Source organism: Nitrospinota bacterium (assembly GCA_016217735.1).
In the GTDB taxonomy this organism is placed as follows: domain Bacteria; phylum Nitrospinota_A; class UBA7883; order JACRGQ01; family JACRGQ01; genus JACRGQ01.
On record JACRGQ010000020.1, the window covers coordinates 13,037 to 34,378 of the forward strand.

The 21,342-nt window shown below is 60.0% G+C and carries 22 protein-coding genes; 2 read left to right on the forward strand and 20 right to left on the reverse strand.

The features are described from left to right. Window positions 1-105: 105 nt before the first annotated feature. A complete protein-coding gene (locus HZA03_03080) occupies window positions 106-1,389 on the forward strand; it encodes an insulinase family protein (protein ID MBI5636936.1) in 1,284 nt (427 codons plus the stop codon). A gap of 211 nt (window positions 1,390-1,600) precedes the next feature. Here HZA03_03080 and HZA03_03085 read toward each other — a convergent pair whose 3' ends face one another. Then, entirely contained in the window at window positions 1,601-2,323 is a 723-nt protein-coding gene (locus HZA03_03085; GenBank protein MBI5636937.1) for a hypothetical protein, read from the reverse strand. Window positions 2,324-2,475: 152 nt separating this feature from the next. On the opposite strand from HZA03_03085, the gene HZA03_03090 reads away from it, so the two are divergent. Next, complete coding sequence (locus HZA03_03090) at window positions 2,476-3,648, forward strand: hypothetical protein (protein ID MBI5636938.1); 1,173 nt, start codon at window positions 2,476-2,478, stop codon at window positions 3,646-3,648. A gap of 270 nt (window positions 3,649-3,918) precedes the next feature. On the opposite strand, the gene HZA03_03095 is transcribed toward HZA03_03090, so the two are convergent. From HZA03_03095 to flgB, 19 genes are all read right to left on the reverse strand, one after another. Then, a complete protein-coding gene (locus HZA03_03095; protein ID MBI5636939.1) occupies window positions 3,919-5,739 on the reverse strand; it encodes a hypothetical protein in 1,821 nt (606 codons plus the stop codon). Window positions 5,740-5,967: 228 nt separating this feature from the next. Then, window positions 5,968-6,846 (reverse strand): hypothetical protein, encoded by an 879-nt coding sequence (locus HZA03_03100; protein MBI5636940.1) that lies wholly within the window; start codon window positions 6,844-6,846, stop codon window positions 5,968-5,970. 96 nt (window positions 6,847-6,942) lie between these two features. Then, window positions 6,943-8,424 (reverse strand): thiamine phosphate synthase, encoded by a 1,482-nt coding sequence (gene thiE, locus HZA03_03105; GenBank protein MBI5636941.1) that lies wholly within the window; start codon window positions 8,422-8,424, stop codon window positions 6,943-6,945. A gap of 19 nt (window positions 8,425-8,443) precedes the next feature. Then, the gene (locus tag HZA03_03110; protein ID MBI5636942.1) at window positions 8,444-9,229 is read right to left on the reverse strand and encodes a thiazole synthase; all 786 of its coding nucleotides are present in this window, start codon (window positions 9,227-9,229) and stop codon (window positions 8,444-8,446) included. Window positions 9,230-9,231: 2 nt separating this feature from the next. Next, window positions 9,232-9,432 (reverse strand): sulfur carrier protein ThiS, encoded by a 201-nt coding sequence (gene thiS, locus HZA03_03115; GenBank protein MBI5636943.1) that lies wholly within the window; start codon window positions 9,430-9,432, stop codon window positions 9,232-9,234. Beyond that, window positions 9,429-10,505, reverse strand: coding sequence for an FAD-dependent oxidoreductase (locus HZA03_03120; GenBank protein ID MBI5636944.1), 1,077 nt, complete (start codon window positions 10,503-10,505; stop codon window positions 9,429-9,431). The genes thiS and HZA03_03120 overlap by 4 nt, the downstream gene beginning before the upstream one ends. Window positions 10,506-10,547: 42 nt before the next feature. Beyond that, a complete protein-coding gene (locus HZA03_03125) occupies window positions 10,548-11,720 on the reverse strand; it encodes a pyridoxal phosphate-dependent aminotransferase (GenBank protein MBI5636945.1) in 1,173 nt (390 codons plus the stop codon). Window positions 11,721-11,740: 20 nt separating this feature from the next. Continuing rightward, entirely contained in the window at window positions 11,741-12,232 is a 492-nt protein-coding gene (coaD, locus tag HZA03_03130) for a pantetheine-phosphate adenylyltransferase (GenBank protein ID MBI5636946.1), read from the reverse strand. A gap of 26 nt (window positions 12,233-12,258) precedes the next feature. Then, entirely contained in the window at window positions 12,259-13,215 is a 957-nt protein-coding gene (locus HZA03_03135; protein ID MBI5636947.1) for a transketolase family protein, read from the reverse strand. 1 nt (window position 13,216) lies between these two features. Continuing rightward, window positions 13,217-14,038, reverse strand: a complete 822-nt coding sequence (locus HZA03_03140; protein ID MBI5636948.1) for a transketolase — start codon at window positions 14,036-14,038, stop codon at window positions 13,217-13,219. A gap of 282 nt (window positions 14,039-14,320) precedes the next feature. Continuing rightward, window positions 14,321-14,521, reverse strand: coding sequence for a hypothetical protein (locus tag HZA03_03145; protein MBI5636949.1), 201 nt, complete (start codon window positions 14,519-14,521; stop codon window positions 14,321-14,323). 131 nt (window positions 14,522-14,652) lie between these two features. Then, window positions 14,653-15,189, reverse strand: a complete 537-nt coding sequence (locus HZA03_03150) for a hypothetical protein (GenBank protein MBI5636950.1) — start codon at window positions 15,187-15,189, stop codon at window positions 14,653-14,655. Further along, entirely contained in the window at window positions 15,186-15,629 is a 444-nt protein-coding gene (gene fliJ / locus HZA03_03155; protein MBI5636951.1) for a flagellar export protein FliJ, read from the reverse strand. Before fliJ ends, HZA03_03150 begins: the two co-directional genes overlap by 4 nt. Next, window positions 15,629-16,942 (reverse strand): FliI/YscN family ATPase, encoded by a 1,314-nt coding sequence (locus HZA03_03160; protein MBI5636952.1) that lies wholly within the window; start codon window positions 16,940-16,942, stop codon window positions 15,629-15,631. The genes fliJ and HZA03_03160 overlap by 1 nt, the downstream gene beginning before the upstream one ends. Before the next feature lie 3 nt (window positions 16,943-16,945). Beyond that, entirely contained in the window at window positions 16,946-17,725 is a 780-nt protein-coding gene (locus HZA03_03165; protein ID MBI5636953.1) for a hypothetical protein, read from the reverse strand. Next, window positions 17,718-18,752: a flagellar motor switch protein FliG gene (gene fliG, locus HZA03_03170; GenBank protein ID MBI5636954.1), complete on the reverse strand. Its 1,035-nt coding sequence runs from the start codon at window positions 18,750-18,752 to the stop codon at window positions 17,718-17,720. Before fliG ends, HZA03_03165 begins: the two co-directional genes overlap by 8 nt. A gap of 26 nt (window positions 18,753-18,778) precedes the next feature. Then, window positions 18,779-20,389 (reverse strand): flagellar M-ring protein FliF, encoded by a 1,611-nt coding sequence (fliF, locus tag HZA03_03175; GenBank protein ID MBI5636955.1) that lies wholly within the window; start codon window positions 20,387-20,389, stop codon window positions 18,779-18,781. 38 nt (window positions 20,390-20,427) lie between these two features. Further along, on the reverse strand, window positions 20,428-20,856 hold the full coding sequence (flgC, locus tag HZA03_03180) for a flagellar basal body rod protein FlgC (protein ID MBI5636956.1): 429 nt from the start codon (window positions 20,854-20,856) through the stop codon (window positions 20,428-20,430). A 20-nt stretch (window positions 20,857-20,876) separates the two neighbouring features. Beyond that, a complete protein-coding gene (gene flgB / locus HZA03_03185) occupies window positions 20,877-21,287 on the reverse strand; it encodes a flagellar basal body rod protein FlgB (protein ID MBI5636957.1) in 411 nt (136 codons plus the stop codon). Between the last annotated feature and the right edge of the window lie 55 nt (window positions 21,288-21,342).

Here is a 21,342-nt window from a genome sequence, read left to right on the forward strand (position 1 = left end):
GGATATATTACCCTTAACAAGCCGTCTTTTCCCCAGGCACGGCGGAAAACGGGTCAAACCCGATATTTGCGCCTTGCCCGGCCCCCGTCCGGGTATAATCGCACGATGGAAACATTCGAACACAAGCTCACGATCCTTCCGGGAAAACTCCGCTGCCTCACCATACCGGTGCCGACCGCCCGCTCCATGACGCTGCTGGTGCTGGTGCGGGTGGGAAGCCGCCACGAAACAAGGGAAACCAACGGCATCTCGCACTTCATGGAACACATGTTTTTCAAGGGGGCGAAAAAATACCCCGACACGATGGCGGTGGCCGGCGCCATCGACGGCGCGGGGGGGAGCTTTAACGCCTTCACCGGCGAGGAGATCGTCGGCTACTACGTCAAAATATCGGCCGGGCGCAAGGAAATCGCCTACGACGTGCTTTCGGACATGCTGCTGCACGCCAAATTCGACGCGGCGGAGATCGCCCGCGAGCGGGGAGTGGTCATCGAGGAAATCCGGATGCACCATGACGACCCGCAAAACCAGGTATATCAGGATTTCCACCGCCTTATCTTCGGCGACCAGCCGCTCGGCTGGGACATCGCCGGTACCGAGGAACTGGTGACGGCCATGACGCACGATCACTTCGCGGAACACCACCGCCGCTACTACTACGGCGCGAATACGGTGATCACCGCCGCCGGCGGCATCACGCCGGCCGAGCACGAGGCGCTGTGCGAAAAATATTTCCGCTTTGCCGCCGCGGGGGACGCCCCCGCCACGCCGCCCCTGTATGTGCGGCAGGCGGCGGACCGGATGTTCATCCGCGAGCGGGATACCGAGCAGGCCCACTTCGTTTTCGGCTTTCCCGCATGCGCGGCGGAAACCGAGGACGAAAAGGTGCTGAAAGTCGCCTCCGTGATTTTGGGCGGCTCGATGAGTTCCCGCCTTTTTTACCAGATACGCGAGCGGCGCGGGCTGGCCTATTACGTCAACGCGTCGTTCTCCTCCTACCAGGACACCGGCGTGTTCCAGATAAGCGCCGGGGTGAACCTGGACAAGATACAGGACGCCCTCAAATACGCGCTGGAGGAGATGGACAAGCTCAAGCGGGAGCCGGTGACGGACGAAGAACTGGCGCGCTCCAAGGAAAACATCAAGGGCCATACCGATCTGGCGCTGGAGGACAGCCGCCGCATCGCCAGCCTCTACGGCGTACGCGAACTGCTGTACAACAACATCAAGACCCCGGAAATGCTGGCCGCCGAGGTGGATAGCGTGACGGCGGAGCAGATTCAGGCCGTGGCGCAACGCTATTTCACCGACGCGGACATGAAGCTCGCCGTCGTCGGCCCCTTAAAGCGGGACGACTCATGGGAAAAGGTTTTCCACCTCTTCGCCTGAGGCGCGGCGCCACCCAGCTTTATTCACGGTAAAGCGGCGCAGGTTGTCATCCTGAGCCAAGGGCGAAGGATCTCTTTCCGGAAAGGGATTCTTCACTGCGCTCAGAATGACAACAATAAAATGCCGACCAAGAAAAATTCAAGCCAACGCGCAAGATTTCAAAAAATCGGCGTTTGCGTATTATTCATGGTTCCACCATGAATAATACGGGCTACTGCTTCGTTTTGAGGAACGCGCGGGCGATGATGTCGACCTCCTGCCCGGTCAGGTCGCGTTTCATCTCCCTGAATGAGTGCGAACGGGAAATGAGGTTGAGCAGCCACTTCCGCTGGTCCGGTTCGGCCTTCTTGTGCAGCAGCAGGCGAAACCGGGTGGTGATGTCCTTGACGAGCGTCTTGATATCGCCATCCGCCACGAAAGCGTTCACATCAACCAGGCGGGTCACTTCGTTGCGGTACATCTCTTTCTTTTTGGCGCAGATGTCTTCGTACTGGTGAACCAATTCGGTTCCGTGCGCCTGTTTCAACGCCATGACAAGCCCTTCGGCCACTTGGCGCGGCACAAAACCATCCACCGGCTCGAGCAGCAGCCGTTCGCCCGTCTCCTCGTCCCGCGGGAAATACTGTTCGATCTCGAACAGCAGCGCCCGCCCCAGATAGTCGTGGCGTATCTCTTCCCACTTCCGCCTTTGCAAATACTTTGCCACCCGCTCGGTGAACGCGCTGGTGGTGGCGGCCGCCACGCGCTGGATTTCCGGCATCATTTCAGCCAACGCTTTATTGAGCTGGTCGCGCGGCACGCCCGCCTTGAGCAGTTTTTGCACGAACGAGGTGAGAACCTCTTTGAACCCCTGCGAAAAATAGGGATTTGTCAGCGCTTTTGGGAGCGCCTCCTCCATCTCCGCCGGAGCGGCCACGGCAGAACCTTTCTCCATTTGTTCCATCATATTGATTATTAATTGTACCGTAACTTCGCAAATATGCAAAAAATATGACGCTTTCCAAACGCGCGGGAGATAAAGGGGATTTTTTCAATGCGTTGGAAGTGGTATCATGTCCGCGATACCGGCAAGCATTTTTTGGGGGGATGGTGAAAAATCGGTTCCGCGTTCTTTTGACCGGGCTGGCGGCGATGCTCTGGCTTCCGGCGGCGGCACATGCGGCGGGCTACCCGCTGCAACTTGATAACGACACCTACGCCACGCTCAGCCTCCGGGTGCAGGCCGCCGCCATCATGGCGCAGAACCAGGCCGGCGCGGCGAACGGCGATGCCACGAAGGATGGCGGGGCGCATTACGATTTTTATGCGCGGCGCGTCCAACTGCTCGCCGCCGGGCAGGTGACCTCCGAGCTCTCCTTCATGCTGATGATGGAACACGCCGGTTATGGCAAAAACTATTCGCGCGGCACCGGCATGCAGACCGCCGACGCATGGGTGCAGTGGAACCTGTCCGACGCGATGCATCTGATCGCGGGGGCCTATCTCCCCCCGTTTTCGCGCAACCAGCTCACCCCCACCATCTACTTCATCGGGCCTGACCGCCCGATCACGGAAAATATGCTGTTGGAATCCCCCGGCATGTACGAAAAGCGGGACCGCGGCCTTTGTCTCTGGGGCAACTTCGGCGGCCTGCAATACCGCATCGCCGCCGGCAAAGGGGCAAAAAGCCAAGTGCTGGGCGATGAGACGCTCCGCACCACATGGCGCATACACTACGCGTTCATGGACGCCGAGCCGATTTACTACTACAAGGAAACTTACCTTGGAAAGCAAAGCCTGTTCACCATCGGCTTCGCCTACGACAAACAGGACAAGGTTTCGCTCAGCCCCTCCGGCAACCCGGCCCCCTATTCCGCCTGGACGGCTGACCTGCTGATGGAGGGGGGGAACGAGGGGAGCGTCCTGACCATTCTTTATGCCTATTACAGCTATGACTGGGGAAACCCGGAACGAACCGGCGCGGACGGCTTTTTTTCGCAGGGGGACGGCTGGACGCTGACCACCGCTTATATGTCCGGCGGCGGCAAGGGCGCCGTGGCCGGTTCGCAGCCCTATTTCCGCTACACCGCGTGGAACGCGCACAGCGGCGCCCCCGGCGCCAAGCAGAAACGCTGGGCGATAGGCATGAACTATTACCTGAAGGGACACGACGCGAAAATCACGCTGGAATACGAAAACGCCGGCTTCGAGAACGAAGGCCCCGCCTATGATACGAAGGGGCACGGCATCTACACGCTCCAGCTCCAAACCGCGTTCTGACCCGCTTTTCTTTTTTGTCATCCCCGCGAAAGGGAGGGGCGGAATAAGAATGTCCTATCCGCCCCGGAATTCCTTGCAAGGACACGCGGGGACCCACACATATTATCAAAGCTCTCCTTATTTTCCCCGGTGGGTACATGCTCTCCAGCATGTACATTGGCGCGCAGCGGCAACATGTCGGCCCGTTGGGCCGATGTACAGACTAAAGTCCGTACCCACCTAAAAAAGAAAAGGAGCCTTTTTTCAAAGGCCCCCCGTCGTTGTGAAAGGTCAGCGTTTGCCGGGATATTTTGGCGCAAAGCCAAATGTGCCGCTGTGCCACGGCTCCAACGCAGTGTCGGGCGACAATACGTCCACCGTGCCATTGGCGTTCACCCGAACGTCGCGCACGCGGTACCATGCGCCCAAGGTGGTGCCATCAGCGGATGAGGCTGTATAAGAGGCGGTATACGGCCCGTACACATTGCTCCCCAACTGTATGGAAACCTCGTTGGTGGTATCGATGGGGCAACTGTAGTTGTTCATCGAGATGACGTAATAACCCGCCGGCAGCTTTTGCGCCACGAAGTGCTCCAGCCCGCCGGATTTGTCATCGGTCCAGCTGCCCTTGATGTCCAACCCCACGTCGCAGATGCTGTCGCCATCGACGTCCTTTCCCTGTTCAAAGGTAAACGTGGAGGGATTCGTGCATCCGGACACATGGTAGTCGACATACCACGTCCCCGCGGTGGTCGCCGTCGGCGCGGTGCCGGTATACGTAGAACTGCCATAGAAGTTCACATGCAGGTCGGTATAGCAGGAAGTCAGCGAACCGGCCGTCGCACCCTCCTTTGACAGCGAGGTAACAGTCATCGTGGTGGCTGTCACGCCGGTGGTGGTGGTGCTGGTGGTCGCCGGCGGAGCCGCCGTGTCGGCGTTGGGCACCGCAAATGGGCATTCCTTGCCCATGTCGTATGAGCTGGCATAGGAGGTGCTGTTCGTGCCGTCGCTCACCGTCACCGTGCCATCAGCATTGAACGTGACGCTGGTGGTGCTGTTGAGCGTAATCTTCCCGGCGATGGTTTTGCCGGAGGCGTTCACGTACTTGATCGGCGTAACCGTTGCCACCGTCACCGACGTTACGCTGCACTTGGTGCTGGGGGTGTAAGCGATGGATACGGTGCCGCTGGGAGAGAGCGTTGTGTTGGTGAGGTCATCGGTCATATCCACCTTGAAATTCGTGTAGGTCATGGTGACGGAGCTGGAAACGCCCGCATCGGTCCACGATTCGGCGAATTTGCCGCTGATGGTGGTGGAGAACGTGGTTCCGGTTCCGCTTACAACGACCGTGTTGCCGAAGCCGGTGAAGGTGATGGCATAGGTGTTGGTGGTGGAGTAGTCGGTGAGGTTCATGGTGCCGTCCGCCACCATCTCGTAGGTGTAAGCCGTGCTGGTGGCGCCGGGCGTATACGTGTTGACAATCGTCAGGTTCATCTCCATCTTCAACACCATAATGTCGTAGGTGCCGGAGAAAGAAGTGACCTTGAAGGTGGTGCTGTTATTACCCGCAAACGTCATGGTGATGGGGACGGAAGACCCCGTCACGGCGCCCAGCGTCATGGTCACCTTGCCATCGTACATGTTGCCGCCGTCCTTGCAGTTGGTGAACGTTATGACAAAGCTGCTGGCGGTGGAACCGGCGGCGCCGGCGTAAGTGCCTCCATCGGTGCATGCGGCGCTGGTTACAGCCTTGGGGCCGGCTTTCGCCGCCATCTGGGCTTTTTCAACGGCGGCCTTCATGAGCGGGGAATCGCCCATTCTACCGGTAAGCAGGGCGGCGCTGTCCAAGCCCGCGTTGCCGCTGGGAACGGAGATTGACTTGAATTTCGGGGCTTGGCCAGCGCCCACCACCGATATCTTGGAAATATTCTGGAATGTGGTGGTGGTGCCGGTGCTGGCGCTAACGGCGCCTGTGCCGGCGGATGATGACTGAACCGCCGTGGTGGATGCTGGTGTGGTAGTTGTTGTGGTAGTAGCGGTGCCGCCGCCACCGCCGCCGCACGCCGCAAACAACAGCGCTGCCGCAAAAGCAGTAAACAATAACTTCTTCATATAACCTCCACCATTATTGTCCTGTATTGCTCTGACTACATTCTAACGCTTCTTTCCCGCTTTTGCGTGATTTTGCGCTGCTTGTGCCGGTACGGCGGTACAGGAAAATTATTCAGAAGCGGAGCGCCGCATCACTGGCGATTCGTTGAAATAGCGCTATTCCAAGCCGGAAAAATAAAAAGGGGCGGGATTTTCATCCCGCCCCTTGCGTTGATCAGAAACAGCCGGTCAGATTGCGGTCCAACTGGTGCCGCCGTTGGTGGAGTACGAATAGGCGGCCACCCCATTGGTGTAAACCACCCGCGCGATCGTGCTGCCGCCGCCGGTCAGCCGCATTTCACCGCTTTTCGGCGAGCCGATATAACCTGTCGAATACGTGCCGGTGATCGCGGCCGGCGTCGTGATGTCGACATACCCGGTCGTGTTGTAGTAGAAGCGGCCGGTAACGGTTTCCGAATAGGTGGAGCCGCTGATCGTGAGGGTCATCTTGAAGTTTTCCATCTTGGCGTAATAGGTGGTTCCGCCGGACGTCGCGGTGACCGTCAGGGTCATGGTGAACGTATTGCTGGTCGCCGTCATCGCGGCGGTGAATGTGCCGTCCATGGAAACGGAGCTGCTGGAAGTCGAGACGGTCAGATTGGATATTGTTACCGTGGCGCTGGAGGAGGAGCCGGTTGCGGAGATCGTGCCGTTTATTGTCGTTCCGCCCGAACAATAGCTGGCAAACACGAACGACGCGCTGGTGGCGCTGGTGGTATATGTAAGCGTCCCGCCGCAGGAACCGGTGTATGAACCGGTGGCCCGCGGCCCGTCGAGCGCCGCGATGGCGTCGGCCAACGGCTTGCCAAATCCGTCGTCGTAGACCGGGGCGGCGGAACCCGGCTTGAAATACGGCTTTAGGTGATAGGCCACCGCTATGCTCTGCGCCATGTTCAAATTGGTGGTGGCGGACGATGTAATTGTTGACGCGTTGGAGGAACTGACCGTCGCTTGGCTGGTCGCGACCGTTGAGGTGGTCGTGGTCGTGGTTGCAGCCGTGCCGCTGCCACCGCCGCCACATGCCGCAAGAAATACCGCCAACGCAACCGTAATCAACAACTTTTTCATTAAATTCTCCACAATTAGAAACACCCTTTTTCCCCACACCAGACGGAACAACTCTCCTGTTCTGAAGAGAATAGCCGCATTATACCGTTGAGGTGGTTAAATGCAACCTTGGCCGCCAAGCCGCTTAAGCCAGGCGCGGGCGCGGGCTTCGGGATCGGAATGTTGGGTAACGTCGGTGATGACGGAAACCATATCCGCTCCCGCATCCAGCACTACACCGGCGCGCTCCAGCGTTATCCCCCCGATGGCGGCAAGCGGATAACCGAACAGCTTTTTCCAGAGTTTTAGCGTATCCGCCCCCTGCGGGGGAAAGGGCATCGCCTTGATCTTCGTGGGATAGATGGGACCGAGCGCGATATAGCTGGGGCGCAGACCGTGCGCCACCGCCGCCTCGTGATAGCAATGCGTGCTGACGCCCAGCCGCAGCCCCGCCGCGCGGATGGCGGCGGTATCGGCGGTTACAATATCCTCCTGCCCCAGATGCACCCCATACGCGCCATGCCGCAGGGCAAGCCGCCAAAAATCGTTTATAAAAAGCCGGATGTTTTTTTCGCGGCATAACGCCACGCTCTTTTGTATCCCGTCTTCCAACGCGGCCCCTTCCAGATTTTTCACGCGGAGCTGGATGGTCTTCACGCCACACGCCGCCAGCCGCTTCACCCAATCAAACGAATCGACAATCGGATAGAAATCGGGCCACGGCCCCTCGATGACGGGAAACGGCGGCTGTCCGGAAACGGGATGCCGCGCCACCCACGGAAAATCCACCGGTTCGCAGGGAAACGGCGGCGGCTCCTCCACCCCGGCGCGGTAGGCCCGCTGCATGAAGCCGCGCGCCATGACAACCGCGTCGCGCATTTCAAGGCCGTGCGCCAAACCGGCCGCGATGGCGGCGGCAAGGTTGGCGATCATCCCTTTGTGTTCCGACACCCGTTGCGGCGGCAGCCTGTTGGTGGCGACCCAATAACGGTCCGTCCCATCGGTGAAATAATCAAAGACGGCGGTTCCCCCCGGCAGTTGCCCCCCTTTCAGCAGCACCGCCTTCGGCCCCATGCCCGCAATCTCTTCGGCGGCCAGCGCCATCTGTTCGTAACCGGTAATCGGCCGATTCAGCAACTGCTCGGCCTCGTCAATATCGGGGGTGAAAAGAGCGGTGACGGGAAAAACGTTCTTCTTGATAAACGCGGTGGTCTCGGCATCCAGATGGTTTTCCGAAAGCGATGCGAAAACATCGCCATCCAAAATAACGCGCGCCTCCGCCCCTTCCAGCGCGTGGAGCAGCACGGCGAGATGCCCTTCATCATGCACTGGCCCCACCTTCATGACCGGGCGCGCCCCCGCCTCGTCCAGCGCGGCATCGAGGTCATCAAGAAGATCGTCCGGGTGGGTGAGCGAAAGATGCACCGGCTCGCCGGGAATCATTACCATGGACGACGTGATGGCGGGCCGCAACGCCATGTCGAGCGCATCGAGCGTCCGCTCGTCGCATTCGAGGCTGCCGGGCCGGTCGATACCATACTCGCCGGCGGCGATGACGAAGGGGGACTTCCGTCCGTCCTTTACGTTGGGGTGGCGCACGTCGCGTTGGGATGCCGCATTATTTTTTTTCTTGGTGCCAGAACGGCGTACCGACCACGGGGGTGGAGGGGGTGGCGAACTCGCGCTCCGGCATCATGCCGGACTGATATGCCTTGCGCCCCGCCTCTATCGCCATCGCGAAGGCGCGGGCCATCTCCACCGGATCCCGCGCCAGCGAAACGGCGGTGTTCAGCAGCACGCCGTCGAATCCCATCTCCATCACCGCCGCGGCGTGGCTCGGCTTTCCCAGCCCCGCGTCGATGATGCAGGGAACATCCTTGAACCGGCTGCGGAATGTCTTTAACGAATGGGGATTTGCCGGGCCGCGCCCGCTGCCGATGGGGGCCGCCCACGGCATCAGCACTTTGCAGCCGGCGTCCAAAAGCCGCTCGGCGAAGACGAGGTCGTCCGTCATGTAGGGGAATACTTCAAAGCCTTCCTTGATGAGTATCTTGGCCGCTTCCACCGTGCCGAATGGATCGGGCTGGAGATTATAGTCGTCGCCGATGACCTCCAGCTTTATCCAATCGGTGTTGAACACTTCGCGCGCCATCCGCGACACCGTCAGCGCGTCTTTCACGCTGTAGCATCCGGCGGTGTTCGGCAGGATGTTGAGCTTCATCTCCTTCAACAAATTCAGGAACGCGTTGCTATCCCACTTGCCGCTGCCGTACCGGCGGAGCGACACGGTGACCACTTGGGAGCCGGATGCCTCTATCGCCTGGCGCATCGCATCCGGCGAGGGGTAGCGCGCGGTGCCGATGAGAAACCTGCTGGATAAATCCTTGCCGCCCAAACGCAACATCATCAACCTCCGGGAAAGGGCGTGACGATCTCGATATCGTCCGATTCGCCCACTTTTGTTTTTTCATAATCACCACGGGGAACAAACTCGCCATTGAGCGCCACGGAACAAAACCGCATATCCCCCCCCAGCGATGCAACAAGCTGAGCGACATTCTCCACGCCGTCGATTTCACGGGCTTCGCCGCTGATAACCAGCTTCATAAATGCCCTTCGTACAGTTCCGCGAACGCCGCGTCGGGTGTTCCCCCTTCAATCAGGCTTATCACCAGTTCGGCAATTTTCGGGGAAAAGAGGTAGCCGTGCCGGTACAGGCCGTTCACGCGGATAAGCCTTCCCCCGTGGCGGATTCTTGGCAGGTTGTTGGAAAACGCGGGGCGGCACTGCGTCATGGTTTCGATAACGCGCCCCTCGGAAAATCCGCTGTGCATCGCATAGGCGGCGGAGAGCAGCTCCAGCGTGCCGCGCACCGATATGGGGCTGAGATCCTCGTCATCGATGGCGGTGGCGCCAAGGATGAACTGCCCGCCGGGGCGCGGCACCACGTAGATGGGATAACGCGGATGCATCATCCGCACCGGGCGGTTCAGCCGAACCTCCGGCGCGTGCACCCACACCAGTTCGCCGCGTACGCCGCGCAAACCGGGAAGCTGCGTCTTGCCCTTCAGCCCGCGTGTATCAAGCACCATGTCAAATTCGAACGCCCCAATATCGGTCTCGATGCGGCCATCGTCCGCTGAGCGCACATGAACGCCCAAATTGAGCGTGGCGTATTTTTGCAGCCATTCGCCCAGCACCACGAGCAGTCTGCGCGAATCGATCTGCCCTTCCAACGGCAGATAAAGGCCGTCCATAAACGCGTCATCGAGGTCCGGTTCCAATTCGCGGAGTTCGGCCCCTTCCACGCGCTGCATAACCAGGTCGCCGGTATGTTCGTCCATCTTGCGCACCAGCCGCATCAATTCGGCGCGGTCCTGCGGGTGCGAGATAACCAAGCTGCCGGCCGCCTGGCAATAGACGTCCCCGCCAATTTGCGGCAGGAGCTTTTGCCACATGGCGAGCGACGGATTGCCAAGGCGCGCCACCACCGGCTCAGCGTACTCCAATTCGCAATAGGGGGCAATCATGCCCGCCGCCGCGTAACTGGTGCTGCCGGTGGCCGCCAGATCGCCGTCGTCAAACAGCGTTACGCGCCACCCCTTTTTGGCCAGCAAGTAGCCGGTCAGCCGTCCCATGATGCCCGCGCCCGCGATGCCGCACGTATTTCCTTTACCCATCTTCTTCCGCTTCTCCTGATTGCGCCAACAGATGGAACCCCTTTACGCCAGGCGTTCGCCGAAGGCTTTCAGGCGGCGCATCCCCTCTTCAATGCGGTCGGTGGCCAGCGCGTAACTGAAGCGCAGATAGCCTTCCGCGCCGAACGCCACGCCCGGCACCGGCCCGACCCCCGCGTGGTCGATCAGCAGATTCGCCAATTGCGCCGAATCGCGGATGACCTCGCCTTCGAAGCTCTTGCCGAGCCAGCCGTTGAAATTGGGGAACGCGTAGAACGCCCCTTTCGGGACGACGCACGAAACGCCATCAATCGAATTGAGCGCGCCGACGATGATGTCGCGCCGCTTTTTGAATTCCGCCATGCGCGGCACGAGGAACGACATATCCTTCAGCGCTTCCGCCGCCGCCAGCATCAGCGGCGTAACGGGGTTGCTGGTGGACTGGCTTTGCAGCTTCACCATCGCCTTGATGATCGGCTCCGGCCCCAGCGCGTAGCCGAGCCGCCAGCCGGTCATGGAAAAGCTCTTGGACATGCCGTTCACCAGAATGGTGCGCTCCTTCACGTCCGCCCCCAACTGCACGGGGGAGAGGTGCTTGTGGCCGTCATAGACGATGGCGTCGTATATCTCGTCCGATATGAGGTAGATGTCGTCATCCACGGCGATGTCGGCGATCTTGCGGATCGTTTCGTTGCTGTAAACCGCCCCGGTGGGGTTGCACGGCGAGTTGAGGATGATCGCCTTGGTGGCGGATGTGATCTTCGATTTCAGCTCGTCCATGTCGGGATTGAATCCGTTTTCGGGGCGGCAGTTCACAAAGACCGGCTTGGCCCCCGCCAGCAGCACCTGGCTGGGATAGGTAACCCAGTAAGGGGAGAAGATGATGACTTCGTCCCACTCGTCGAACAGCACCTGCGAGATGTTGTAGAGCGAGTGTTTGGCCCCCATCGAGACGATGCACTGGCTCTTGGCGTAATCGACGTCAAGCTGGCGCCGGGTAAACTCGACGATGGCGGTCTTTATCTGGTCGTTGCCGGCGACGGGGGCGTATTTGTTTTTCCCTTCGCGTATCGCCTTGATGGCGGCTTCCTTTGCCGGTTCCGGCACGTCGAAATCCGGCTCGCCCGCGGCGAAGCTTATGATGTCCTTCCCCTTCGCGTTCAGCGCCGTTATCCGTCCCGCCACTTCCATCGTGGCCGATTCTTCGAATGAATCCATTCTCCGCGCGAGTTTCATATTCATTTCCTCCCCTTGACGCCCAGCTTGCGCCGCAGCGCATTGGCGACCGCGGGCGGCACGAGCGCCGACACGTCGCCCCCCAGCCCCGCCACCTCTTTAATGATCTTCGAGCTGATGAAGGTGTACTCCTCGCTCGGCATCATGAAGACCGCTTCCACCTTTTTGTTTATTTTCCGGTTCATCTGGCTCAATTGCAATTCGTATTCGAAATCCGAAACGGCGCGCAGGCCGCGCACCACCGTGTGAACGCCGCGCGACACGCAGAAATCGACCAACAGGTTGTCAAACGCCTCCACCAGTACGCGGCCTTTGTGCCCGGCGGTGGCCGTGCGGATGAGCCCCACCCGCTCCTTCACGGCGAAGAGCGGTTTCTTGGCCGGGTTCACCGCCACCGCCACGATAATGGAATCGAACACGGAGAGCGAGCGGGTGATGAGGTCGAGATGGCCGTTGGTGATCGGGTCGAACGTCCCCGGATATACCGCTTTCATTCAGATCCCTCCGTGTTAAGCGGCAGTCAGCGGGAGGCCGCTTGTTTCTTCAATTGTACCGCGCGGCGGGCGGCATCGGCCAGCCCCGCGGCGGTGAACCCGCAGGCCTCCAGAAGCTCTTCGGGCGCGCCGGACGAAATGTAATCGTCCTGTATGCCCACGCGGATCACCGGCACCGGATTGTTTTCGGCCACCAATTCCGCCACGGCGCTCCCCAAGCCGCCGATGACGCTATGCTCTTCGGCGGCCACCAATGCGCCGCTTTCCGCCGCCGCCTGAAGAACGAGGCCGTGGTCAATCGGCTTGATGGAGGCCATGTTGACCACCCCCGCCGAAATCCCTTCCTTCCCAAGGAGCGCGGCGGCTTCCAGCGCGATGCTCGTCATCAGTCCGCAGGCGACGAAGGTAACATCCGTCCCCTTCTTCAATTGATCCCCTTTGCCGGGGGCAAATGTTTTGGATTCGTTAAACACCACCGGAAACTTGTCGCGCGTGAGGCGGATGTAGACCGGCCCGATGTACGCCGCCGCCCAGCGGACCGCCGCCGCGGTTTCATGGGCGTCGGCCGGCATGATAACGGTCAGGCCGGGAATGGCGCGCATCAGCGCGATGTCCTCCCCCGCCTGGTGCGAGGGGCCGTCCGGCCCGACGGTGATGCCGCCGTGAGTGGCGATGATCTTGACATTCTGGTGCGGGTAGCCGACCGCCTGCCGCACCTGTTCCCACGCCCGCCCGGAGGCGAAAATGGCGAAGGTGGAAGCGAACGGTATCTTGCCGCCGGCGGCAAGCCCCGCGGCGGTGCCGATCATATCCTGCTCGGCGACGCCCATGTTGAAAAAGCGTTCCGGGAACGCTTTGGCAAACGTCGAGGTGCGGGTGCTGCCGGAAAGGTCGGCGTCCAGCACCACGATATCCTTGTTGGTTTTTCCCAGTTCGGCAACGGTCTTGCCGTAGTAATCGCGCAGCGCCAACATCTCGGCCATATTACGCCTTCTCCCCAAGCTCGGCCAGCGCCTTGTTCAACTCGTCCGTGCTGGGGGCGGTGCCGTGCCACTTGGCCAACCGCTCCATAAACGAAACTCCTTTACCCTTCACCGTGTGCGCCCAAATGAGCGACGGCTTACCGGTCACTTTTTTGGCGTTGTCGATGGCGGCGAAAATCTGCCCGAAGTCGTGGCCGTCGATTTCCTGCACATGCCAGCCGAACGCCTCCCACTTCTTCCCTATCGGCTCGATGCCCATAATGTCACACACAAATCCGTCGATTTGCAGTTCGTTGTTGTCCAGAAACGCGATAAGGTTCCCCAGCTTGAAGTGGGCGGCGGACATGGCCGCTTCCCAAATCTGCCCCTCCTGCGTTTCGCCGTCCCCCATCATGGCGTAGACGAAGGTATCACGTCCGTCGAGCCGGTTCGCCAGCGCGAGGCCGTTGGCCTGCGAAAGCCCCTGCCCCAGCGAGCCGGTGGTGATCTCGACGCCGGGGGTGGAGGGGGCGTAGGGGTGGCCGCTCAAAATGCTTTCGTATTGACGCAGGGTCTTGAGATGCTCCCTGCCGAAGTAACCGCATTCGGCCAAGACGGCGTAAAGCGCCGGGGCGCCATGCCCCTTGGAAAGGACGAACTTGTCGCGCCGATCGCTCTTTTTGCGGTCCGGACCGTGATCCATCGCGCCACAATAAAGGGCCACCAGCATATCGATGGCCGAGAGGGAACCGCCCGGGTGTCCGCTGCCGGCCGCATGGATCATGGTAAGGATATCGACGCGCATCCGGCGCGCAATTTCCTTAAGCTCTGTAACGTCGTTTATCCGTTTCACAAATAATTACCCCCAAAAACCGATTAAGGATAGCACACACCCCACAGGCAGGCAAACGGGGATACGGAAATTGTACCCGGTATTTGGCGTACGCGAAAAGCAACAATAAAAAGGGGCAAAATTTGGCGGCGGGTGTATGGAAAACCGTCCTTTTTGCCGGTCAATTGGGCGAAAAATGCACTGGAGCGCGGAAGATTTGTGAATCGTTGAAATGCGCCGCGGCGGCCTTTAACGCGCGCCGGCGTTATCAGAAAAACCCTAATCCGGCGCCAGTCAGTTGTTCTGGTAGTGATGAATCAGGGCGTTCATGTCGCGGTTCGCAAGCTGCTGGCCGCTGAGCACATAGTGGAGGATATAGCCCAGGGTAATGCCTATGGAATCAACCTCTTTATAGAGGATGGCATCCACCGCCCCCGCTTCGCCGGCGAACATCTTTACAACCTTGCGTTCCATCTCTTCAAATCCCTTTTTCATTTTTATCGCCCGCCTTTCCGCTTAGATGCCTTATCGGATTCTTCACTGCCGGGCTTAAGACGATCCCTAAACCCGTACCGGCGTCCCGGCATTATATGCGGGAGCTTCCGCTTATGAAAGGGCTATTGCAACTACTGTTCCGTCCGCCGTTTCGCAAGCTGCTCGGTGATCTGCGCGGCGGTGGCGGCATCCAGGCTGCTTAAGATTTTTGAGGCGTTCTGGGCCTTCATGACCATGAGAATACGCAACGCCGTGGCGCGGTCCATCGCTTTCAGGCGGGCGGCCGCGTCGGGCGCGGGCATGGTGGCATAGGCTTTGGCGAGGGTGGTGACGTTCTTCGCTTCAAGGTCGTCGCGCAGCTTCACCAGTTCCTCCAGCTTAAGCTGGGTAATCTTCAGTTCCTCGATCTTTTTCTGGATGTCGGCTTCCAGCGTCTTGAGTTGCCCTTCGCGCGCGTTCAACTCCTCTTCGCGGCGGCGCAGCTCCTCCTGTTTTTTTTGCAGGTCCTTGGCCATCTCCATCCTGATCTGATCCTGCGCGTCGGCGGGCGCCTTCGCGGCCGCTTCATTCTGGGCCAGCGCCTGCGGAATGCCCGCCACGCCGCTCCCCACCGCCACCAACGCGGCGGCGAAAAAGAGCGCCGTGAAAAATACAGCGTTCCTGCTCATTGCGCCTGCTCCCTGAACCACATCATCTGCGCCACCTCGTCGGTGAATTTCACTTCGCGCTTTTTTTCCTCTTTTTCATAGGCCGCTTTCATCCGCTCGCGGTAAATCTCCAGCGTCTTGCGGCGGCGCAGATATTCCTGCAATTCAAGCTGCTTTGCCCGCAGCCGTTCGCCGATCTGCTCCAGCTCGCGCGCCTTCCAGCGGATGTCGGCGTCGCGCCCCTGCAAAAAGTCGTCATACAGCCGCAACACCTTCGGGTCATGCGCGGTGCGGAGCAATGCGGTGAGGGCGGCGGCGTTTTCGGCGCGCCCCTGTTCCAGCGCGGCGAGGGCGCCCCGGGCATGAACCTGTTCGGCGTTCACCAACGCCAACTCGCGCTGCTTTTCCTCTTCCTGCCGATTCCGGTGGTCAAGGACGCTTTGCAGCCGGAATTTGAACATCAGAAAATCTCCTTAAGCCGCCGCAGCGTGTCGGCCAAATCGGAGCGCTCGCCGATCCCCTGTTCGAGGAAGGCGTTGATCTGCGGATATTTTTGTATGGCGAAATCGATATCGGGGTTGCTCCCCTTCACATACGCGCCGATGTTGATGAGGTCTTCCGCCTCTTTGTAGATGGCCAGCGTGCGGAACAGCGTTTTGGACAATTTCCGGTGCTCTTCGGAGGTCACGTCGATCATCACCCGGCTGATGCTTCCCAGCACGTCGATGGCCGGGTAGTGGCCCCGCGACGCGAGCGCGCGGGAAAGGATGATATGGCCGTCCAGTATGGCGCGCGACGCGTCCGAGACCGGTTCGCCCAAATCGTCCCCTTCCACCAGCACCGTGTAGATGCCGGTGATGCTCCCTTCGTTTTCGGCGCCCGCGCCGGCGCGTTCCAGCAGGCGCGGCAGCAGGGCGAACACGCTGGGGGTGTACCCTTTCGTGGCGGGAGGCTCGCCGATGGAAAGCCCGATCTCCCGCTGCGCCATCGCGAAACGGGTGAGCGAATCTATCATCAGCAGCACGTCCTTCCCCCGCTTGCGGAAATATTCCGCGATGGCGGTGGCGGTATACGCGGCCCGCAGGCGGACCAAGGGGGTGTTATCGGAGGTGGCGGTCACCAGCACCGAGCGGCGCAAGCCGTCCTCCCCCAGATTTTTGTCGATAAATTCACGCACTTCCCTGCCGCGCTCGCCGACGAACCCGATCACCGTCACGTCGGCGTCGGTCCTTTTTGACATCATTCCCATCAATACCGATTTACCCACGCCGGTGCCGGCCATGATGCCGCTGCGCTGGCCGCGGCCGCAGGTGAGCAGCCCGTTCACGGCGCGTACGCCGAGATCGAGCGGCTGGTGAATCCGCTTCCGGTTTACGGGGTTTATCGGGTCGGCGTACAGCGGCATTTCATCCGCGCAACGCAACGGCCCTTTTCCATCAAGGGGATTGCCAAGGCCGTCCAGTACGCGCCCCAAGATGTTTTCGTCCACTTTCACCACGGCGCGTCCGGCCAGCGCCTCGATGCGGCAGCGCGGGGATATCCCCTGCGGGGCGGCCAGCGGCATCATCAGTATCCGCCCGTCGCGGAACCCGACCACTTCGGCGTCCACCACCGTTCCTTCGCCGCGCGGGTAAATGCGGCACATGGAGCCGACCGGCACGTCCGGCCCGTCGCCTTCGATGACGAGACCGATAATGCGGGTAACTTGTCCCACCGGAACGATATTCGCGGCCTGCGTGAGCGCCTGCCGGTATTTCGCCAAATCGACGTTCATCGCCTATTTCCCCATCTGTTCGCGCAACGCGCGGTGAATGTTCATCAGGCGGTTCTCCACAGTGGCGTCCAAACTCCCAATGTTGGTCTCTAAAATACAGCCGCCGGGGGTTATCGCCGGGTCGGCCTTGAATTCAATGCGTTCGATAACTTCCATTTCCTGTTGCAGGCTTTCCCGCATACCGCTCATCAATGCCACGTCATGCGGACTCAGCCGCACCACGATGCTCTGTTTGGTCTCCAACTCCGCCACCGCCTTGCGCAACACTTCGGCCACGATGCCGGGATCCTGCGCCACTTCGCGGCGCACGATCTCGGCGGCGACCAACAACGCCAAATCCAGCATTTCCTTTTCGGCCTTGCCGTAATAAACGCCGCGGGCGGCGTCCAGCTGTTTGAGGCCGTCGCGCAGGGTGTTCATGAGACCGGTCGCTTCGGCGAAGCCTTCCAGCTTTCCCCTCTCATTCCCCTCGCGATACCCCTTCTGATAGGCGTCCCGTTCAATTCCCTCAACGCGCGCGTGGGCATCGCGCAACATCGCTTCGATCTCATCGCTGGTCTTTTTAAGTATCTCGTCGCGGCGGTATCCCCCCTTGAACTCGAAGTCGAACCCGCCGAGGACGAACTCTCCCGCGCCGGTGGTCTCGGGCCGCTCGTGATCCGGCCTGAACTCAACAGTGGCGTCCTTGCGGCGTCCCGCGGCGGCAACCTCCGCCTCTTCCGTGAAATTCGCGAAGGTAAAGGGCTTGTGCCCTCCAGTGCCGCTGGTGTCAATATCAGACAAGTTCTTCGCCTCCGCTTGCCAGCACCACCTTGCCGTCTTCTTCCAGTTTCTTCACGATGCGGATGATGTTCTGTTGGGCCTTTTCCACATCGGAAAGCTTCACCGGCCCCATCGCCGCGAGGTCTTCCTTCAACATTTCGCCGGCGCGTTTCGACATGTTGTGCAGTATCTTCTCCTTGAGCGGTTCCGACGCCGTCTTGAGCCCGAGGATAAGATCGTCGCGCCCAACCTCCTTGAGAATAACCTGCATCCCCTTGTCGTCCACCGACAGGAGGTCTTCAAACACAAACATGAGCTGGCGGATGTTCTCGGCCAGTTCCGGGTTGAACGATTCGATTTCCGTTAAAATCCCGACCTCCATGTTGTGGTCGAGATTATTGACGATTTCGGCCACGGCCTCGACGCCCCCCAAGCGGCTCCCTTCCATCGCGCCGGCGCTCTGAAATTCGGAAGCCAGCGCGCGGTCCAGATCGGCGACCACGGTGGGATTCACCCGTTCAAGGGTGGCAATGCGGAAAACAATCTCCGCGCGGAAGCGGTCCGGCAGGTTTTTGAGTATTTCCCCCGCCTGTACGGCATCCAGGTGGGCCAGCACAATGGCGGCGGTTTGGGGATATTCGTTGCGCAGAAAGGTTGCCACGGTTTTCGGGTCAAGATGGCGGATCGCTTCAAGACCGCCCCCCAACTCTTCGGTTTGGCCGGGCGCGGCGATTTTGGAAAGAATTTCAGCGACCTTCCCCGCGTCCATCGTTTTTTCCAGCATTTTCTTCAGGTACTCGCGGCCGCCGGAGAGCATCCCCCCTTCGCCCCCTTCCAGCGATTCGAAAAACTCGCGCGCCACGGCGTCAATCTGCTCGTTGCTGACGTTCTCCATGAAGGACATGTAGTTGCCCACCGCCTGTATCTCTTTCTCGTTCATTTTGGCAAGGACTTTGGAGGCGATGGTTTCCCCCATCGAGATCATCAAAACGGCTACCTTTTCAGGGCCGCTTAACACCGTTACGCCGCCCGTTTTTCCGCGTGCCATACAATAACCCCTTCTTTATTTTTATTTTACGATGGTTTGGCCCGTTTAAGCCAACTGCGGAGCAGCTCGGCAGCCTGCTCCGGATTATTGGAGATGAGATCGGTCACCCGCTTGCGGTAATCGATTTTTTCATCCTTCGGGCTCATCAGGTTGTTAAGTTCCTGCTCCATCTGCGACACCGTCTGCGGGAAAGTGCGCAGGTCTTCCACTTCCTTGCTGGAAGAGGTCAGCCACCGCGTGATCGGCCGCAGGAGGAATATGAAGAGGATTACGCCGGCGATGGCGTATCCGGCGTACTTGACGCCGGTCATCATTAACTCTTGCCGCGATTCGGCATCGAGCCGTTCGGCCTCGGCCATCAGCGCGGTTTCCTCGAACTGCATGCTTTCCACCGTCACAATGTCCTGCCGGTTTCCCTCAAAGCCGATGGCGGTGCGTACCAGGCCGGCGATGCGCTCTTTCTCCTCGTTGACCAGCGGCTGAAACTCGCGGGTGGTCTTGCCGTCGGCGGCTTTGGTTTCCTTGTATTTGCCGTCCACCATGACCGCCACGGAGAGTTTCTTCACCTGCATGGCCGGCTCCACCACCGTCTTCACCACCTTGTTGATCTCGTAGTTGACGGTTTCCTGCGTCTTGCTCGATTCGGCCGGTTTGCCGGTTATCTGGCCCGCTTCACCGGTTTCGGGGAGGTTGCTCGTCACGCCGGCCACTCCCATGGGCATCGCGGGGCCGGTGCTCTTTTCCTCGGTCCGGTGCTCGCTGCGGGCCACCTGGCTTTCGGGATCGTACAGCTCTTCGGTGCGCTGCTCCTGCTTGAAGTCGATAGCGGCGGTTACGCGGATGATCGCCTTGCCATTGCCCACCACATGCTCCAGCATGGTCCGCACCCGTTTTTCGATATCGGTCTCGTAGTTGCGGCGCATATCCATCTGCCGGTTGGAGAGCTTGGTCATTTCGTCCCCGTCTTCATCCGGAATGCTCAGGATGGCGCCGTGGCTGTCCACGATGGTAACGTCGGCGGGATTAAGCCCCTCAATGGAAGCTGAGATCAGGTGGGCCATTCCCTCCACCTGCGATTTGTTCAGTTTCCCGTTCCCGCGCAGCTTCAGCACCACCGAAGCGGTCGGCTTCTGCTTGTCCTCTTCAAAAATAGACTTGTTGGGGATGGAGATGTGTACGCGGGAACTCTGCACCGCCGCGATGGAATTGATGGTCCGCTGGAGTTCCCCCTGCAGGGCGCGGCGGTAATTGAGCTTCTGCACGAACTCGGTCATGCCGAACGTGGTCTTGTCGAACAGCTCAAACCCGACGCCGCCCCCCGAGGGGATGCCTTCGCCGGCCAGTTCAAGCCGGAGCTGATAGATGTCTTTCCCCGGCACGCTGATGGCCGTGCCGCCGTTTTCCAGTTTGTACATGATCTTGCGGGTCTTCAGTTTTTCGGTGACGGCGAGCGCGTCTTCCTGCGAAAGATTGGCGTACAGCAGGCCGTAATCCACCCCGCTGGAAAGGTAGCTGGTGACCAATATGCCGGCGGCCAGCAGGATGCCGAACGCCACGAGGGCAACCCTCTTCCCCATCGGCAGTCCATTGAACATCGCGCCCAACTGCCCGAACGCGTTTTTTAACTGGTCAATCATTCCCGCCTCCCGTTACATTCACGTTACCATACCCCCGCTTAGCGGTTCCCTATATCAATAGCCTTCTGCGCCATCGTTTTCACCGTGTTAATCACCGCCGCGTTCGCCTCGTAAGCGCGCGTGGCGGAAAGCATATCCACCATTTCCTTCATTACGTTCACGTTGGGCATGCTCACATACCCGCCCGCGTCCGCATCCGGGTGGCTGGGATCGTACACCTTCTGAAACTCCCCCTTGTCGTCCTGTATGGCGACCACGGTCGGCTGCGAAACCGATTCCGCCAGCGCCTTCCCGAACCCGTGTTCAACCGGCGTGGCGGCCAGAATCACTTCCTTGCGGCGGTAGGGCCCCCCTTCCGGCGTGCGGGTGGTGTTCACGTTGGCGAGGTTGCTGCTCACCACGTTCATCCGTGTGCGTTGCGCGCTCAGCCCCGCCGCCCCCACTTTCATTGCCGACATCAAATCCATGGCGTCACTCCTTCAATAAATTACTGCGCGGAAAGCGAAATCGCGCTTTTTAAAAGACCCAATTGCTTGTTGGCGATTGTGGTATAGGCGGAGTAGCTGAGATTCATTTCCGCCACCCGGGTCACTTCCTGATCCAAATCCACCGTGTTGCCATCCAGCCGCGCGGAGGAATCACCTTCCGTCATCGCTGGCATTACTCTCTGAATATCGGTTACCGGCAGGTGGCCGGGATGTGTCTTCGCCATTCCCCCCGTGGCCGGGGTTTTGAGCGCTTCGGCCATCGCCCCTTCAAAACTTACCTGTTGGGCTTTGTAGCCGGGGGTGGCGCTATTGGCGATGTTCGCCGCCGCCCGCGCCGCCGAGGCGGACACAAAGTCGAGCGAGCGGCCCGCCAGTTCCAGCCCGTTTGTCGTCAAACCAAAAATCTTCATAGCGTCAAAATTCCCAACACATGGTTTTTGCCTAACCTACATAGAGCAAAGCCCG